This is a genomic window from Sphingobacterium sp. UME9 (assembly GCF_014170215.1).
In the GTDB taxonomy this organism is placed as follows: domain Bacteria; phylum Bacteroidota; class Bacteroidia; order Sphingobacteriales; family Sphingobacteriaceae; genus Sphingobacterium; species Sphingobacterium paramultivorum.
Genome location: NZ_LZZP01000010.1, coordinates 1 through 17,103 on the forward strand (window position 1 = coordinate 1; position 17,103 = coordinate 17,103).

Consider the following 17,103-nt stretch of genomic DNA (forward strand, 5'->3'; position numbering starts at 1 on the left):
ATTAGAGGCCGTTAGATTTCAATATCTGGGAATTATAGAGTCCCCTATTGAAATATTTAATTCTAATTGAGCTTATATTATTTTTTTAATTTCCTATTGGCTTTTAAAGCGCTTTAGGATTGGATATTTATTTTATTTTTTTTTACATATGGATTTAATGTAGTTTCAGCGCGTTATTTATAATTTTTTCAAGGAAAAATTCGTTTAAGCTGTTTTATACTTGAATATTTTCCCTTGTAGGGTCTTATTTCAATTTAATTGGATTGTAACTGATAGAAATCGATGAAGAAAAGGTTTAATTCTCGTTTGGGTGCTATGAGATTTCAATATTTTTGGCTTTTAACCAGATAAATTCTTTTATTGAATTCTAATAGCTACTAATTTTTGCTTTGAAAATTTCTTTGAAAAAGGCAATTTAGTTGATTTTATTATTTGGATTTTAAGTCGTTTTAGGTTTGGATATTTGCTAATCATACTCAAAAATATTTGAATATGGCTTTGTCAACAAGTTAAAATTGGAATGCGAAATTTTTCAAAATGAAAATTGTAACGGATTTGGTTATTGGGATTTTTTATTCCTGGATCTAGGCGATTGTATTCGGATTTGGCTAAAATATCCATTTGATTTTGACAGCATTAAATTTTGAACAGAATCTAAAGGCGATTATTTAAAAATAAACCCGTTTAAAATTGGATATTTTTTAAAAATTCGTTTTCAATACTTTTTACCGCATTCTATGCGTTTAAATAGTGAATTTTTTACGATCTAGCGTGAATTCGAAGATTAGCTTGTTTATAGTTTTGGATTGCAAATAATTTCTTTAAATAATTTATTGTAGAACAAACAATCTTACTATATTTGCAGCCCAACATTCATTAGATGTCGGAATTATCCAAATTTAGATCAATGACATTCGAATATTGTGGATTATTGTTCTTTAGTATTTTTTTAGATCATTCTCAGGGTGTATTTTTCTAAAATAAAGCTCTTATAGGTCGAATATATTGACTTGATTCGCTATTTGTTTCGAATATTTAATTCTAAGCGACTAAATTGTTTTGAAAGTGCTTTGTCAGTCGCATATTTAGTGTTTTCTTTTAATATTATCTATATATTTGAGTATGAAGCGTTTTAATTCATTAAATTAAATATAAAATTGAAAATTTATAATCTGTAACAAGTTTATCTTTCTCTTTATATTAATTAATATCTTGTAACTTACATGTGCTGAGTTTTTGTAATTTATGCGATAATGATTGCCAGATGCTCAGTCTAGCGGGATATACAGTCCGATTCTGTTATATTGAGCTGTCGAGGGGAGCTATTTACTCGATTCCTATCCAGATACTGGGTATAATTGATTTTATTTAAGTTGTATTTATTATTGCTTTTGAATTTTGTGAAATTAAATTGCAAAAATTTTATTAAACCCTCTTAGAATTAAATAAATACACTATCCTCGATTACAGTAGTCAATATTTAATTCTCATCCGCTTTATTTTGGATTCTGTAGCCGTTATTTAGTCGGATATTTCAATTTCCGCGAACTATTCTCTTCTAGATTCCCTTCTACTCTATTCTTTTATATTTTTTTATAAATATCCAATTCTTATTGGGTTTATTTTGAACTATTTAATTCAACGCTATTGACCCCGAATCAGCGTGAGTTTACCCTTGCTACAGTCCTATATTCATTTTTACAAGCTGCTATTATTTTTATATGCAATTCTAAAAGCATTTATTCTAGAAATTATCGCCTTCTATTGATTATCTATGACCAATTTTGATTTAGGATAATTGGTTTTGGCCCCATTCTAGCCTTCGTTGCTGTATAAGTTGGTAAATGGCGAATATATAAACTTCAAATATTTGCAATTAGAATGACATATATAAAGACCGTAATGACAAAATAAGCTATACACGATTGTAAGAGCGTTTGTTTTTTATTCGTTGCTATTTATACGGTTTCAGTGTTGGATGCATACACAATTCCCTTAAAATTTACCGAATGAACCCGCTGAGAATTTAATATAAAATTATACATCAATCCAGAATCCATTAATCTCTCCTATACGAGCTCAAAAACGTTTTTTAATCTGAAATGTTAATAAATAAAGCTTCCTTTTGTGCTATATTTTTCATTGTTTTGTAATATGCCTAAAAACGTTCCTTAGGCTATGAAGGTTGGATGTGGATGAAACTGATTTTCGAAGATAGAAATAATGTGAAATAAACCCTTTCAGCTTTTGGTATAAAAGAATAGTTCTAATAGTTTCCTAAATATTCAAGTCTAAAAGAGTTTATATGGGCGTAATATTGTCTGATTAAACTTTATAAAAACTAATTTAACTATTAATACTTATAAACGGTTGATTTGTATTTTGAAATAGGTATTTAGCTGTCAGTTCTGCAAGATCATGGAATTGGGCAATAGGTGCAGTTGTTCGATCAAATTTGCAAACTGACTTTACCCAATAAGCTGGACCTGGCAAATCCGTTGTAATCTGTTACTGATTAATAATACGTTTTATATCAGTGTTTTATTTGTTATTATCTAATAATGGGGCACATTCAAGCAAGAGGTATATTACCATGACCTGATTAATTTGCTTTTAATTGACTTTTATATATCTAACAATGCTTATTTTTGCTGTTCATAAAAGTTGAAACTACTCGCATGGAAATTGTAAATTATGAGCTTCAAGCAAAAGGTTATATCGATGCTCCGATTGATCCCTCACTGGATTTGATTAAAGAGATCCAACGATTAAAGAAAGAAAAGAACGCTGTCATCTTGGCTCACTATTATCAAGAGTCTGAAATTCAAGATATAGCAGATTATATAGGAGATAGCCTTGGCTTATCCCAGGAAGCTGCGAAAACTGATGCAGATGTAATTGTTTTTGCTGGAGTACATTTCATGGCTGAGACGGCTAAAATACTTTCACCGACAAAGAAGGTTCTTTTGCCAGATGCCAAAGCAGGTTGTTCGCTGTCAGATTCTTGCCCTCCGCATCTTTTCGCTAAATTTAAGGAACAATATCCTGATCATTTGGTCATCACTTATGTAAACTGTACAGCGGAATTGAAAGCGCTTTCCGATATTGTATGTACCTCTAGTAACGCTGTTCAGATCGTAGAGAGCCTGCCAGTGGGTCAGAAAATCATTTTTGGCCCGGATCGTAATCTCGGAGCATACGTTAAAAAGAAAACAGGACGAGATCTTGTGCTTTGGAACGGTGCATGTATGGTCCATGAAATTTTTTCTCAAGATAAAATTGATCGTTTGAAAAGCGAGCACCCGGAGGCTAAGTTTATTGCCCATCCGGAATGTGAAGATCATATACTGGCGATAGCAGATTATGTGGGATCGACTGCCGGCATGCTTAAATTTACCCAGACAGATACGGCCCAAGCTTATATTGTTGCTACAGAATCAGGTATTCTCTACCAAATGCAAAAAGCAAGTCCACATAAGACTTTTATTCCTGCACCTCCTAATAATGCCTGTGCATGTAATGATTGCCCGCATATGAAGCTTAATACGCTTGAGAAACTATATAACTGTCTGACGTATGAATCGCCCGAAATCCTTCTTCCCGAGGATGTTATTCTCCGAGCCCAGCGTCCTATTGAACGTATGTTGGAAATATCGGCAAGTTTAGGCTTATAGAAATCTGCATAATTTTTGATCATAACCAAGACAATAACTGATTGGTTTTCAATGATCAATAATGATTTCGTTGAGCTGTTTATATGTAGTTCAATGAAAGAGTCCAATGTATGAGCAGGGGAGTCATTGGTCTTATAGTAATACTTATTTTGTAATGCCATCCAAATAAATCTTTGGAAGATGATTATCAGCTGGCATTATCTATATTAAACTTTTAAACTTTTTAGCATGTTTGATTTTGATAACACCGAGCGAACTAATTTGGAAGAAATGGGTGAGTTCGGTTTGATTGATTATATAAAAAAAGCTGTAGAATTAACAGAAAAATCCACAATTAAAGGGATTGGCGATGATGCTGCTGTTCTAGATTTTGGAGGTAAGAAAACCTTGATATCTACTGATCTACTGTTGGAAGGGATACATTTTGATCTTAGATATGTTCCGTTAAAACATCTAGGTTACAAAGCTGTTCAGGTCAATTTGAGCGATATTTACGCGATGAATGGAATGGCTTCGCAAATTACCTTTTCAATAGGTCTGTCCTCAAAATTTCCATTGGAAGCTGTAGAAGAGATTTATCAGGGAGCTTTGATTGCCTGTAAGAAATATAATGTTGACCTAATTGGGGGAGACACTTCGGCTTCAGCCCAGGGTTTGGTTATTTCTGTGACAAGCATTGGTCATGCTGATGCAGATCAGATCGTTTATCGTAGTGGTGCGCAGGAAGGTGATCTCTTGTGTGTGTCTGGTGATCTAGGGGCAGCTTATATGGGCTTACAACTCTTGGAGCGTGAAAAGGATATCTATTTAGAAAATCCCAATGTACAGCCTGATTTAGAGGGAAAGGATTATATCGTTGAACGTCAATTGAAACCTGAAGCCCGGAAAGATATTGTTGAATTATTTGCCAAGCTAGGGATCAAGCCCACAGCGATGATGGATATTTCAGACGGGCTTGCATCAGAAATTCTACATATTTGCAGACAATCTGACAAAGGTTGCAGATTATATGAAGAAAAGATTCCATTGGATCAGATGACTTATGATACAGGGCGGGAATTTGGCATTGATCCAACCGTAGCTGCACTTAATGGCGGTGAAGATTATGAACTACTGTTTACAATAGCTCAGGCTGATCATGATAAAATCAAAAACTTACCTGATATCAGCATTATTGGTTATATGACGCCAAGATCCGAAGGTTGTGAGATGATTTCCAAATCTGGGAATCTTTATCCGATAACAGCCCAAGGTTGGAATGCTTTTAAGAAAAAAGATTGATACGAAAAAGACCTGTTCGAGACAGGTCTTTTTTTATGCTTCTTGCTCTTCAAGCCGGAGTTCCTCCGCCTCATTTGGATCTCTTTCACCTACATTGAAATTGTTATAGCCTAAGCCCACTTCGATCTGTAATAATCTCTGTTGCAGCATTTCAAGAATTGCTAAAAAGTTATAGACAAATTGTATTTTATTTTCTGAGTTTTTAAGAATTTCTTGAAAATCCAATTTTTTATTGATTTCAATTAGTTCGGCTATTGCTTTCTTCTGTTGTTCAATGGTGTATGGATATTTGACAACTGTATGTGTTACTTCAGGGGGACGATTACGGAATTGATACATCATTTGCTCGTAAATCATCATTAGACTATAAAGGTCGAAGCTATCCAAATTTTCTCCGGTAGAATCTAATTTAAGTCTCTGTTGGATATCATAGCGTATGTTGCCTCGGTTGTATAGTTTGAGACGATCCTCTTCCAAGGCTCTCAAATCTTCACAGGTTTCTTTAAATTGCTTATAGAGAATAAGTTTTTGAACAAGATCTTCTCTAAGATCGATTTCATTCTCATTTTCGTCTAGATCTAGACGAGGCAAGAGCATTTTAGCTTTAATACGCATCAGTGTCGAAGCAACAAAGATAAACTCGCTTGCCATTTCCATATTGAGCGCCTGCATTTGGCTCACATACGATAAAAAATCATCTGTAATCTTTGAAATCGGTATATCGTGGATATTTAGTTCATCCCGTTCGATAAAAAATAATAATAAATCAAAAGGTCCCTCAAATTGAGGAAGCTTGATTTCGTAGCCTTCTTCTACTTGCATATCTTATACAAATTTACATATAAAATCTTTTGGAATAACTTCGATACAAACTATTCATTATTTTATTTGTTGTACCCCAATATGTAAATGCGATTTAATTTTAAAGATTAAATAAAATTGTCGTTACTTTGTACGAACATATCATGTAAATAGCAGTACTATGCAGTTTGAGGCTGGAGAACTATTAAGTAAAATAAACGATCCCTCTGATCTTAAAAAGCTAAAGGAAGACCAATTAGAACAGTTGAGTCAGGAATTACGTCAATTTATTATTGATCAGGTTTCGGTTAATGGTGGTCACTTTGCAGCAAGTTTGGGAGTCGTCGAGTTAACGGTGGCATTACATTACGTAATGAATACCCCATACGATCAATTGATCTGGGATGTAGGTCATCAGGCTTATGGGCATAAAATCCTAACGGGGCGTCGCGATATATTTCATACAAATCGAATTGAGAACGGAATTTCTGGGTTTCCTAACCGTTTTGAATCTAAATACGATGCATTTGGCGTTGGGCACTCATCAACATCTATTTCTGCAGCATTAGGTATGGCGGTCGCTTCCCAAATAAAAGGCGAAAAGGATCGTCAGCATATCGCGGTTATTGGTGATGGTGCGTTGACTGGTGGAATGGCATTTGAAGCATTGAATCATGCCGGTATTTCCAAATCCAACCTTTTGGTTATTCTGAATGATAACTGCATGTCCATTGATCCTAATGTAGGTGCATTGAAGGAGTATTTGACAAGTATTACAACCTCAAAACGATATAATCGTTTTAGAGACGATATTGCAGCTGTATTAACCAAGATTTCGGAAGTTGGTCCAAATGCACTTGGTATTGCCAAAAAACTGGAAAAAAGCATAAAGGGAACTTTGTTAAAAAATGCCAATCTCTTTGAATCTTTAAATTTTAGATATTTTGGACCGGTTGATGGGCATGATGTCAAGAAATTAGCCAAGACCCTTGAAGACCTTAAACATATACCAGGCCCTAAATTATTGCATGCCGTCACCATCAAAGGTAAAGGCTTTGCGTTAGCTGAAAAAGATCAGACGAAATGGCATGCTCCAGGTTTATTCGATAAAATTACGGGTGAGATCAAGAAGTCTTCGAATGATAAACCGGTAGCGCCTAAATTTCAAGATGTTTTTGGACATACTTTAGTTGAGCTTGCGGAAGAAAATGATAAGATTGTGGGTATAACGCCTGCAATGCCTTCTGGTTCTTCTATGAACATTATGATGAAAGCTATGCCTGACCGCGCATTTGACGTTGGTATTGCTGAGCAGCATGCGGTTACGTTCAGTGCAGGACTCGCAACACAGGGATTATTACCGTTTTGTAATATCTATTCGTCTTTTATGCAACGCGCTTATGATCAAGTAATCCATGATGTTGCATTACAAAATCTAAATGTTGTTTTCTGTTTGGATCGTGCGGGAGTGGTCGGTGCAGATGGCGCTACACATCATGGTGCTTATGATATAGCGTTTATGCGATGCGTCCCAAACATGACAGTTTCTGCTCCGATGAACGAAGAGGAACTGCGAAATTTGATGTTTACTGCACAGTTGCCTAATAAAGGTCCTTTTGTTATCAGATACCCGAGAGGAAATGGCGTTATGCCGGATTGGCGTCGTCCATTTACAGAAATAGAAATAGGAAAGGGACGTCTTATAACAGCAGGAGAGGAGCTTGCTATCTTAAGTTTTGGAGCGATAGGAAATGAAGCTGTTAAAGCGGTACAGCAGTTAAATGAATTGGGAATACATCCAGCGCATTATGATCTTCGATTTGCTAAACCATTGGATGAAGCCTTGCTCCATCAGGTCTTTCAGAAGTTTGGTAAAATTATCACGGTTGAGGATGGAAGTTTACAAGGGGGCATAGGTTCGGCTGTATTGGAATTTATGGCCGATCACGGATATCATAGCCAGGTTGTTCGTTTGGGTATTCCGGATAAGATCATTGAACATGCTGAACAAAATGCACAGTGGAAGAATGCGCACTACGATGCGAATGCGATCATAGCAGAAGCTAAAAAACTTTGTAATGGAAAATTGACCAGTTCAATGGTCGGATAAGAGTTATATATTTGACAAACAAAAAAGGAGATCCATATGGACCTCCTTTTTTGTTTGTCAAGTGTGCGTATGTTTAAGTTTACAATTAATCTCATCTGTTACAATTTGTTTTTTTCTGAGATATAATTTGCACTGATTTTTCTTTTATGGTTATGCATAAATAACTTTAATAGTCCTCTGACAATGATGTTAAGTTGGCTTTAAATTCTTATAAATTTAATATTAAAAATATATGAACTAAAGATTGTAATTAGCTATTATTTTGGTTAATTTAGATTTAGACCTTAAAGACTGATAGGTAGTAAGTTTGCTACTTTTTTTGTTCTTTTTTTTGAAATAAATTTGGAATGTTAATAATTATTTTTAGAGATCAATTTTAGCGCTAGTTTTCCACAATTTTACATGGTAAAAATCTGATATATAGCATCTTATCAATTATTTTATATTTTAGTTTTTTAGCTGATTTTTTTTTGTCATCTTCGTTCTCAGAGAAAGTTATCAACATATTTTTTGTCGCGTATTGTAAATCAACTTATTAACAATTTTAGAATGGAAAAAACGTATTCAAGTGTCTGGAATAATTGTCTTTCGATTATCAAAGATAATATACCAGCACAAAGTTTCAAGACCTGGTTTGAACCTGTGAAAGCAGTCCGTTTGGAGGGTGACGTTTTGACTATTCAAGTGCCTAGCTTATTTTTTTATGAGTGGCTGGAAGAACACTATGTAGGAATTCTTCGCAAGACCGTAAAGAAATTCTTAGGAGAGCAAGGTAGATTGGAATACAATATTGTAGTAGAGAAGTCTTCAGCTTCTCATCCTTATACGACTAATCTTCCATCGAATGGCAATGGAGCAGAAGGGAAAAGGCAATCTATCCCTGTGCCGGTATCTTTAAATAGGGATATCAAAAATCCGTTTGTTATTCCTGGATTGAAAAAATTGCAGGTTGATCCGCAATTGAATCAAAACTATACATTCGAAAATTTTATCGAAGGTGAATGTAACCGTCTTGCTCGCTCTGCAGGTTATGCTGTAGCGAATAAACCAGGTGGTACTTCATTCAACCCTTTGATGATTTATGGTGATGTTGGTTTGGGAAAGACACACCTTGCCCAAGCAATCGGAAATGAAATCAAAAGAAATCTTCCCGATAAATTGGTCATTTATGTGTCTTGTGAAAAATTCTGTCAACAGTTTGTGGATTCATTGAAAAATAACACGATCAATGACTTCGTTAACTTTTATCAAGCAATGGATGTCATCATTATGGATGATGTGCACAATTTTGCTGGTAAAGAAAAAACACAGGATATTTTCTTCCATATTTTTAATCATTTGCATCAATCTGGAAAGCAGATTATTTTAACTTCAGACAAAGCGCCTAAGGATTTAGCTGGTTTGGAGGAACGTTTGCTTAGTCGTTTTAAATGGGGATTATCTGCAGATATTCAAATTCCTGATCTTGAGACGAGAATGGCAATTTTGAAGAAGAAGATGTATTCTGATGGTATTGATTTACCTGAAAATGTAGTGGAATATGTCGCAACACAAATCGATAATAGTGTTCGTGAGTTGGAAGGAGCCATGGTTTCATTATTGGCTCAGTCTACATTGAACAAGAAAGAGATTGATTTGGGCTTAGCAAAATCGATGTTGAAGAATTTTGTGAAGAATACCCATAAGGAAATTTCAATGGACTTTATTCAGAAATTAGTTTGTGAATATTTTGAAGTTCCTGTAGATATGGTAAAGTCGAAAGTGAGGAAGCGTGAAATCGTGCAGGCCAGGCAAATTTCGATGTATTTAGCAAAAGCCCATACCAAATCTTCACTAAAATCGATCGGAGCATTCTTCGGAGGAAGAGACCACTCGACAGTCATTTATGCATGTCAAACCGTAGAGGATTTAATTGAAACTGACAAGAAATTTAAGACTTATGTAAGTGATATTATGAAAAAATTGAAATCTTAATATCAATTACAGTAAGTAAAAACAAAAAGGGCTGTCCATATTACTTTGGTCAGCCCTTTTTTGATGTATTTAAGACGCTGTAAGGCATAAAAAAGCCTCTGGACATGCACTGCATGTCCAGAGGCTTTTCATTCGTTCTCGAATGATTATTGTTGTTGATTGCTCTGTCCGTTACCGGATTCTTTTTGTTCTGTTGTTTCTTGCGTTGCCGGAATGTTTACGGGAGGTCGCTCAGTAACATATTTCTGATAAGCAACTTTTTGTTCATCTGTTAGCAATTGTGCTATTTTAGTATCTGATTCACCCTGTATTTTGGCAATATTCTCCTTTTTGACGTCAGCTTTAGTCGTGGAATCCTGAATGACAGCCGCTATAGCCTTTTCTTGATCCAATACGATTGTTGATACTGCAGTTTTCTGCTCGTCATTTAATGTCAGCTTTGTGACTAACTCAGTCACCACCTTTGTTGCATTTTCTTCAGGAGTTGTTTGTTGTGCAATTGTTAGGCCCATCGCTAGGAAGAAACCTATGCCTGCTAAAAATAACTTTTTCATGATGTTCAATTTTAGATGAAATTATTTAATGTTTTTCTACTACCTAATTTTACTTTGTTGTTGATTATTGACCGGATTCAGTTTTGGTAGGCTGAGCTGTAGTCGGCACGGCTTTAGCTGGTCTTTCAGTTATGATTTTTTGATAAAGGGATTTCTGATCTTCGGTAAGTAATTGACTGACTTTGGTATCTACTTCAGTCTGTAGCTTATGAAGTGCTTCGCTTTTCGTTTGAGCAGAAGACCCACTATCTTTTACTATTGTCTGCTCTGCTTTTACCTGATCCAATAGAATGGTTGATACCACAGTTTTTTGCTCATCATTCAGATGTAGTTTCTGTACAAGTTCAGTCGTTGCTTTAGCAGCGGCATCCTCGGGACTATGCTGTTGTGCAAACGTTAGGCTGAGAGTTAAGCAAAATCCTATTCCTGTTAAAATTAGCTTTTTCATATCTATTGTATTTAAAAAGTTACAAGTAAACGATCTTCCTATAAAAACTATGAAAGGGATGTTTATATTGTATCAACTATGTTACTTTAACAAAGTTTTAACATTAACTAACTGTAATTCATGGAAATATGGGTTTTGATATATGGTGTGAAATACAAAAAATGATGATATCGGCGTTATTGCTCTGTTAACAGTATCGATAAAGTTAGACGAGCTTAATTGTGATGACAGCATCAGAATAAAACTGAACGTGAAATAAAAAAGGCCTTGTTTTTTTACAAGGCCTTTTCTAAGATAGCTTTATTTAATTGTCGGAACGTTTAGACATTCTTTCTTTCATTTTTTCTTGCTGTTCGTCAAATAGCTTAGCTTGGTCAGGAGTAAGCCATGATTTAATTTTGGTTGTTTGTATTTCCTGAAGCTGTTTAAATTTTTCCATACTCGCTTTTCGATCTCCACCATCATTTCTAAGTGCAGCCCGTTGTTGAGCCTGACTTAATGTAAGGTTATAGATCGAATCTTTTTGCGTTTGATTGAGGCTTAATAATTTGTCTAAATGCTCTACGCGCATTTTAGCTTGTTCTTCAGGACTACGTTGCTGACGTTGTTGGGCAAAAACTCCTGTAGCACTTAAAAATAGACAAGCTACTGCCATTAAAATTTTCTTTTTCATCTTTGTATAGTTTATATCATGAGTGCCGAATATCGGGTATACACTCAATTTGTTCATTATAGACAGAGCGAAAACTTTTGAGATTCTCTGTTTACATATAGAATATAAATTTGATGAAAAAGTTTAGTATAGCATCTGATATTAACAAAATTTAAGGTTGATTAACACTTTGATCCACTGCATCATATAGCCTTTTATGGAATATTTCCTGTTGGATGGGGTCGTGAAATTGAAGACCAATTGGCAGATAAGCCAAATCAATTGCAGTAAATTGCTGTTTAAAAGGTTTTAATCGCTGAAAGTCCTTTTCTGTTGTCAATACTATTTTGTTGCTACTTGCCAGATTGTGGTAAGATTTTGCAATTTGATTGATATCCGATTCAGTAAAAGAATGATGATCTTCAAAGGAAATGTGTTGGATTGAATTGGCTTTGTTTTGGAGATAATCCACTAAGGGCTTAGGTTTAGCAATACCCGTAACCAAAATAATGTCTTTGCCTTTGATATCGATTAGACTTCCTTTACTATTGATGGGTTCAAGATAGTCGATATAGCTAAAAATAATTAAAGCTTCTTTGTTATAATACCTGATTTTGTTTTCTATCCGTTTTTTTTCTTTGGTAGAAAGATCAATAGGACATTTCGTAATTGCTATGATCTGTGCGCGTTTGGCCTCCATAAGGAGATCCCTAAAGTTTCCTGTAGGAAAAACAAACATTGGACTAGCAAATGATAGAAAATCAAACAATAGAATATTGAAAAGCGGCGATAATTTCCGATGTTGATAGGCATCATCCAAAATAATCAGTTGATGATCTGATTGAAGTTTTTCTACTCCCGTACAGCGATCTTCACAAACCGCAACAGTGATAGCCGGAAATTTATTTTTGAACTGTAAGGGCTCGTCACCGACGTCCATAGCCGATGAATCCGTCTGTACCAGATAAAACCCTTTGGAGCTACGTCCGTATCCTCGACTGAGTATTGCCGTTTTAAAATGACCTTTAAGGCTAGAGACCACAAGTTCAGTCATTGGACTTTTTCCTGTTCCACCTACGGCAAGATTTCCTATGACAACAGTTGGAATGTCGAAAGACCGCGAGGGAAGCAGCTTAAGATCATATAATCTATTTCTTATCCACACTACAAGGGCATAGATGATGGTAAAAGGAAATAATAGATATCGTAATAAGCGTATCATTTTGGAACAACGGTTAACCCTACGTCTGTGATTTCTTTCAACGGATTTTCTTTCATGTTCTGTTCGATGGAAATCGTATAAATTCCTGTATCCGGAAATAGGTAATCTTTATGGATGATGGATTGATTGTTATACAAGCTACCGGAGGATTTTCCTATCCATTTTCCATCCGATCTGGCCATTTTTATTTCTTTACGAAAAGTATATTGCTTTTTACCTGGGCCTCGTTGGTAAATAAGTACAAAAAGATTGGAAAAAGCAAATTCCGGTGTATGACGGACATCCATCAATACATCATATCGTTTGGTCTTGTCGCCGATATGAAATTGAAAACTAGGCGGTGATGTATTCAGCCAAGCTTTATTATCAATGGGTTTATTTTCATTTATGACAAAAGTTTGGTCACAAGAACACCCTATGCCAATACATAACAAACCAATAAGGAAAGGAGAGCTTTTGAGTTTCATGTTTATTTATAAAAAGAATATGCCTAATGGGTTAAAATTAGGCATATTTTTTTTTATTCTGCTTTCGGTGCAGCATTGTTGTTATTACCTTTGTTTTTATTCCGATGGCGATTGAAACGCTTTTTGGGTCTGTTATTAGATCCTTCTTTATTTTCTTTATTCGCGCTTGGAGCTCCAGCATCGGTCGAAATCTGAGGTTTAGCACTTTGTCTAGGTGTACTTTGTTCGGACTTCTCAGTTTTTTGTCCAGCCTTACTTTCAGGTTTGACAGTACTGCTTTTGGATTTTCTTTTTTTCTTTCTTTTATTCCGATCATCAAGTCGAGTTAAGCTATCCTGTCCGACTACATTTTCGTAATCGTAATTGATATTTTTCTCTTCTCTGACTTCATCGTTATCTACTGCACTCGAAATTGCTTCCGGTTTGATCCCCTGCTTATTCATTTCGACAAACTCTTTGACTTGTTGAACGGGAATGGCGATCCAATTTTCGGCTCCAGGAAAAGAGAACCACATCATTTTCTTGAAAATATCGGTCTTTTGAAGATAAGCAACTCCTTTTAGCGTTTCGATGCGGTCGATATTATTCGGGATGTCTTTTAAAGCATCCATGTAACTATCCAATTCATAATTGAGACAGCATTTTAATTTTCCGCATTGTCCCGCTAACTTTAACGTATTCAAAGAAAGATTTTGATAACGTGCTGCCGATGTAGAAACCGTTTTGAAATCCGTTAACCAGGTTGAACAGCAAAGTTCGCGACCACAGGAGCCGATTCCACCGAGGCGGCTAGCTTCTTGTCGCATACCTATCTGGCGCATTTCAATGCGTATTCTGAAAGCTTCAGCCATTTTTTTGATAAGCTCACGGAAATCCACGCGGCCCTCAGCAGTGTAGTAGAAGGTAGCCTTGGTTTTATCACCCTGGTAGTCAACATCAGAAATCTTCATGGACAAACCCAGGTCCAAAGCCAGTTTACGTGCTTTGTGCATAGTTTCCCATTCGAGATCTTTTGCTGCGTTATACTTCTCTGCATCCATTTCATTGGGCTTCCGATAGATTTTTTTAGTTACCATTTCTGGGGTAACATTGTTCTTTTTTAATTGTAGTCTGACCAATTCACCTGTTAAGGAGACATGCCCGACATCATAGCCACCAGTAGAAGGTTCTACAACGACCATCTCCCCCATTTCAAGGTAGGTATTGTCTACATTAATAAAGAAATCTTTTCGTGATCCCTTAAATCGTACTTCGACGATATTAAATGGTTTATAGTTTGAAGGCATATCCATATCGGAAAGCCAGTCATATACATCTAATTTATTACATCCGCTAGTCATGCAAGAGCCATTATTCTGACATCCTGCCGGTGTACCATTTGCCGTGGTAGTACCGCAACCTCCGCCGGATGAGCAACTGCCACATCCCATAGTTTTCTATATTATATATTGAGTTCCTTTCGGAAACGTTTTGTACTTGTATATTAATGTTAACTGCAAAGATAAATCTAAAAATAATATTTTGGGATTTGCATTTCTTTCTACAAAATAATGTGTTTCCTCAAATAGATTTATTGTTGCTTCAATTTGTTCAACGGTATAGTGTACAGCAAATTTTTGAACAAAATCCAATTCTTTGGCCGGTAAGAATACTAAGCTGGAAAGCCCTTCTTTGATTAATATAATTTGACGCATCATATTAATTGCATAAAAAAGAAAGCTTTTTTGGTTTTCTCGCCCCATTTTTGAGAGCTCTTCTTCCACTAAAGAGATCATATTGGTTCCCGCATCTGAAACAATGAAACGTAACCAATTGACTAAAATGCCAAAATGATTATTTGTTTGCGACTGGATTTGATTCATTGCTTCTTGTAGGTTTCCATCCGCAATAAAAGCAATTTCAGCTGATTCTTGATCCGAAAGATGATGTACGCTTTTTAGATGTTGTGCGATCTCTGTGTGATCCAACTTCTTTATTTTGACCAATTGCGTACGTGATATGATTGTATTTAATATTTTGTCCTGATTTTCTGCAACCAGAATAAAGAGCGTTTTTTCGGGTGGTTCTTCGATTAACTTTAAGAGCGCATTGCCTTGTGTGTCCAGGTATTCGGGAAGCCACATAATTAAAACCTTATATTCAGCTTCAAAGGACTTTAGGCTTAATTTTTTGATGATACCATGCGCCTCGGCAATATTGATATTGACTTGTTTGTTGTCCGCATCCAATTGATTACGCCAATATTCCAATCCCATGTATGGATTGGATAAAAAAGATTTTCGCCAGCTGTCCGCATAATCGGTTGCCGTATCTTCCTTATGTTTGGCTATGAAAGGATAGGACATGTGGAGATCGGGATGGATCAGCTTATTATATTTTCGACAGGAGGGGCATTCGCCACAACTGTCGGCTGACTGTCGGTTTTCACAATTCAAAAACTGTGCATAAGCATAGGCTAATGCAAGGCTGCCGGAGCCCTCTGGACCAAGAAATAATTGCGCATGACTCACACGATTTTCATGAACCGTGCGAACTAAATGTTCCTTGATGTCTTTGTGCCCAATGATCTCTTTAAACTGCATACACTACTGCTATTATACAAATGTAATAAATATTGTGATTTATCGGGCCGAATTTGCTTTCTATACTTTTGGCGCTGTGCTTATTAATTGAAATACAATTGCTTATTTGAGCGATCAAAATCTCTTTATGTGGAAAGAAAGCGGCCTGTAAAACTGAAAAATATTGATTAATTTGTGTATTATTGCACATAATAATTAGTATTCAGGAAATGAGATTCATTGTATCAACATCAATTTTATTAAAGCAGTTACAAGCTATCAATGGCGCATCCAGTACAAGTACTGTTTTGCCTATCTTGGAAAACTTTCTTTTTGAAATAAAAGACAATAACTTGACTATTTCTGCTACGGATCTGCAAACAAGTATGGTTACTTCTTTACAGATCGAAGCAAAAGAAGAGGGAAGAGTAGCCATGCCTTCGAAGATTTTGATCGAGACGTTAAAAACCTTACCAGATCAGCCAGTAGCATTTTCAGTAGATATGAATACCTTGGCTATTGAGATCAGTGCAGGTGATGGAAAATATAAGTTGAGTGGAGAAAATGCCGACGATTTCCCTAAAATTCCTTCAATCGATAACGGGTCAGTTATTCAGATGCCAGCTCCTATTTTGTCAGAAGCGATCAGTAAAACGATCTTTGCTGTCAGTAACGACGAATTGAGACCTGCGATGTCTGGTGTTTTGGTGCAATTAGCTGAAAAGAATGTGACTTTTGTCTCTACTGATGCGCACAAGTTGGTGCGTTATTCGAGAACTGATATCGGTGCTGAGAAACCAGCATCCCTTATTTTGCCGAAAAAGGCACTTTCACTGCTCAAATCATCGCTACCATCCGATGATGTTACAGTATCGATAGAATATAATCAAACCAATGCGTTCTTTAGCTTTGGTAATATTAATTTGATCTGTCGTTTAATTGATGAACGTTACCCAGATTATGCTGCTGTAATCCCTCAGGTCAACCCGAACAAGTTGACCGTAGATCGATTATTGTTTTTAAATACCTTGAGACGGGTGGTGATTTTCGCTAATAAAACGACACATCAGGTTCGTCTGAAGATCTCAGGAAGTGAATTGCATATCTCTGCAGAAGATTTAGATTTCTCTAATGAAGCGCATGAACGCTTGTCCTGTCAATTTGAAGGGGATGATATGGAAATCGGTTTTAACGCCAAGTTCCTAGTGGAGATGTTAAATAACTTAGAGAGTGAAGAAGTTGTTTTGGAGATGAGTACGCCAAATCGTGCCGGTTTATTGATTCCGGCCGTATCTGAAGATCATGAAGATATTTTGATGTTGGTGATGCCTGTTATGTTAAACAACGCTTAATCTTCGT

Annotated in this window: 13 protein-coding genes; 5 read left to right on the top strand and 8 right to left on the bottom strand. The window is 35.9% G+C overall.

Going from position 1 to position 17,103, the window contains the following annotated elements; all coding sequences use genetic code 11:
• Nucleotides 1-2,678: 2,678 nt before the first annotated feature.
• Both nadA and thiL read left to right on the top strand, forming a co-directional pair.
• Nucleotides 2,679-3,674: a quinolinate synthase NadA gene (gene nadA, locus A9970_RS15310; protein WP_182982924.1), complete on the top strand. Its 996-nt coding sequence runs from the start codon at nt 2,679-2,681 to the stop codon at nt 3,672-3,674.
• Between the two features lie 228 nt (nt 3,675-3,902).
• Nucleotides 3,903-4,955, top strand: coding sequence for a thiamine-phosphate kinase (thiL, locus tag A9970_RS15315; RefSeq protein WP_182982925.1), 1,053 nt, complete (start codon nt 3,903-3,905; stop codon nt 4,953-4,955).
• Between the two features lie 33 nt (nt 4,956-4,988).
• Here the strand turns inward: thiL and A9970_RS15320 are convergent, their stop codons facing one another.
• Nucleotides 4,989-5,777, bottom strand: coding sequence for a ScpA family protein (locus A9970_RS15320; protein WP_153845282.1), 789 nt, complete (start codon nt 5,775-5,777; stop codon nt 4,989-4,991).
• 160 nt (nt 5,778-5,937) lie between these two features.
• Here A9970_RS15320 and dxs point away from each other — a divergent pair, with 160 nt between their 5' ends.
• Both dxs and dnaA read left to right on the top strand, forming a co-directional pair.
• Complete coding sequence (gene dxs, locus A9970_RS15325) at nt 5,938-7,866, top strand: 1-deoxy-D-xylulose-5-phosphate synthase (protein ID WP_182982926.1); 1,929 nt, start codon at nt 5,938-5,940, stop codon at nt 7,864-7,866.
• A 549-nt stretch (nt 7,867-8,415) separates the two neighbouring features.
• A complete protein-coding gene (dnaA, locus tag A9970_RS15330) occupies nt 8,416-9,840 on the top strand; it encodes a chromosomal replication initiator protein DnaA (protein ID WP_046672557.1) in 1,425 nt (474 codons plus the stop codon).
• A 146-nt stretch (nt 9,841-9,986) separates the two neighbouring features.
• Here the strand turns inward: dnaA and A9970_RS15335 are convergent, their stop codons facing one another.
• From A9970_RS15335 to A9970_RS15365, 7 genes are all read right to left on the bottom strand, one after another.
• On the bottom strand, nt 9,987-10,394 hold the full coding sequence (locus A9970_RS15335; RefSeq protein WP_182982927.1) for a hypothetical protein: 408 nt from the start codon (nt 10,392-10,394) through the stop codon (nt 9,987-9,989).
• A 64-nt stretch (nt 10,395-10,458) separates the two neighbouring features.
• A complete protein-coding gene (locus A9970_RS15340) occupies nt 10,459-10,842 on the bottom strand; it encodes a hypothetical protein (protein ID WP_182982928.1) in 384 nt (127 codons plus the stop codon).
• A gap of 304 nt (nt 10,843-11,146) precedes the next feature.
• Nucleotides 11,147-11,515, bottom strand: coding sequence for a hypothetical protein (locus tag A9970_RS15345; protein WP_145328250.1), 369 nt, complete (start codon nt 11,513-11,515; stop codon nt 11,147-11,149).
• A gap of 151 nt (nt 11,516-11,666) precedes the next feature.
• Complete coding sequence (lpxK, locus tag A9970_RS15350) at nt 11,667-12,716, bottom strand: tetraacyldisaccharide 4'-kinase (protein ID WP_182982929.1); 1,050 nt, start codon at nt 12,714-12,716, stop codon at nt 11,667-11,669.
• Nucleotides 12,713-13,183, bottom strand: a complete 471-nt coding sequence (locus A9970_RS15355; protein ID WP_182982930.1) for a gliding motility lipoprotein GldH — start codon at nt 13,181-13,183, stop codon at nt 12,713-12,715. Before A9970_RS15355 ends, lpxK begins: the two co-directional genes overlap by 4 nt.
• 53 nt (nt 13,184-13,236) lie before the next feature.
• Entirely contained in the window at nt 13,237-14,613 is a 1,377-nt protein-coding gene (locus A9970_RS15360; protein ID WP_182330561.1) for a regulatory iron-sulfur-containing complex subunit RicT, read from the bottom strand.
• Between the two features lie 6 nt (nt 14,614-14,619).
• Nucleotides 14,620-15,765 carry an ATP-binding protein gene (locus tag A9970_RS15365; protein WP_153845288.1) on the bottom strand — a complete coding sequence of 382 codons (1,146 nt, stop codon included), beginning with the start codon at nt 15,763-15,765 and terminating at the stop codon, nt 14,620-14,622.
• 209 nt (nt 15,766-15,974) lie between these two features.
• Here A9970_RS15365 and dnaN point away from each other — a divergent pair, with 209 nt between their 5' ends.
• The gene (dnaN, locus tag A9970_RS15370; RefSeq protein ID WP_088159749.1) at nt 15,975-17,096 is read left to right on the top strand and encodes a DNA polymerase III subunit beta; all 1,122 of its coding nucleotides are present in this window, start codon (nt 15,975-15,977) and stop codon (nt 17,094-17,096) included.
• Nucleotides 17,097-17,103 lie beyond the last annotated feature (7 nt).

Bases quoted from the DNA above. Each gene is read 5' to 3' on its own strand.
- nadA (WP_182982924.1), top strand. From the start codon at position 2,679: ATGGAAATTGTAAATTATGAGCTTCAAGCAAAAGGTTATATCGATGCT.
- thiL (WP_182982925.1), top strand. From the start codon at position 3,903: ATGTTTGATTTTGATAACACCGAGCGAACTAATTTGGAAGAAATGGGT.
- A9970_RS15320 (WP_153845282.1), bottom strand. From the start codon at position 5,777: ATGCAAGTAGAAGAAGGCTACGAAATCAAGCTTCCTCAATTTGAGGGA.
- dxs (WP_182982926.1), top strand. From the start codon at position 5,938: ATGCAGTTTGAGGCTGGAGAACTATTAAGTAAAATAAACGATCCCTCT.
- dnaA (WP_046672557.1), top strand. From the start codon at position 8,416: ATGGAAAAAACGTATTCAAGTGTCTGGAATAATTGTCTTTCGATTATC.
- A9970_RS15335 (WP_182982927.1), bottom strand. From the start codon at position 10,394: ATGAAAAAGTTATTTTTAGCAGGCATAGGTTTCTTCCTAGCGATGGGC.
- A9970_RS15340 (WP_182982928.1), bottom strand. From the start codon at position 10,842: ATGAAAAAGCTAATTTTAACAGGAATAGGATTTTGCTTAACTCTCAGC.
- A9970_RS15345 (WP_145328250.1), bottom strand. From the start codon at position 11,515: ATGAAAAAGAAAATTTTAATGGCAGTAGCTTGTCTATTTTTAAGTGCT.
- lpxK (WP_182982929.1), bottom strand. From the start codon at position 12,716: ATGATACGCTTATTACGATATCTATTATTTCCTTTTACCATCATCTAT.
- A9970_RS15355 (WP_182982930.1), bottom strand. From the start codon at position 13,183: ATGAAACTCAAAAGCTCTCCTTTCCTTATTGGTTTGTTATGTATTGGC.
- A9970_RS15360 (WP_182330561.1), bottom strand. From the start codon at position 14,613: ATGGGATGTGGCAGTTGCTCATCCGGCGGAGGTTGCGGTACTACCACG.
- A9970_RS15365 (WP_153845288.1), bottom strand. From the start codon at position 15,765: ATGCAGTTTAAAGAGATCATTGGGCACAAAGACATCAAGGAACATTTA.
- dnaN (WP_088159749.1), top strand. From the start codon at position 15,975: ATGAGATTCATTGTATCAACATCAATTTTATTAAAGCAGTTACAAGCT.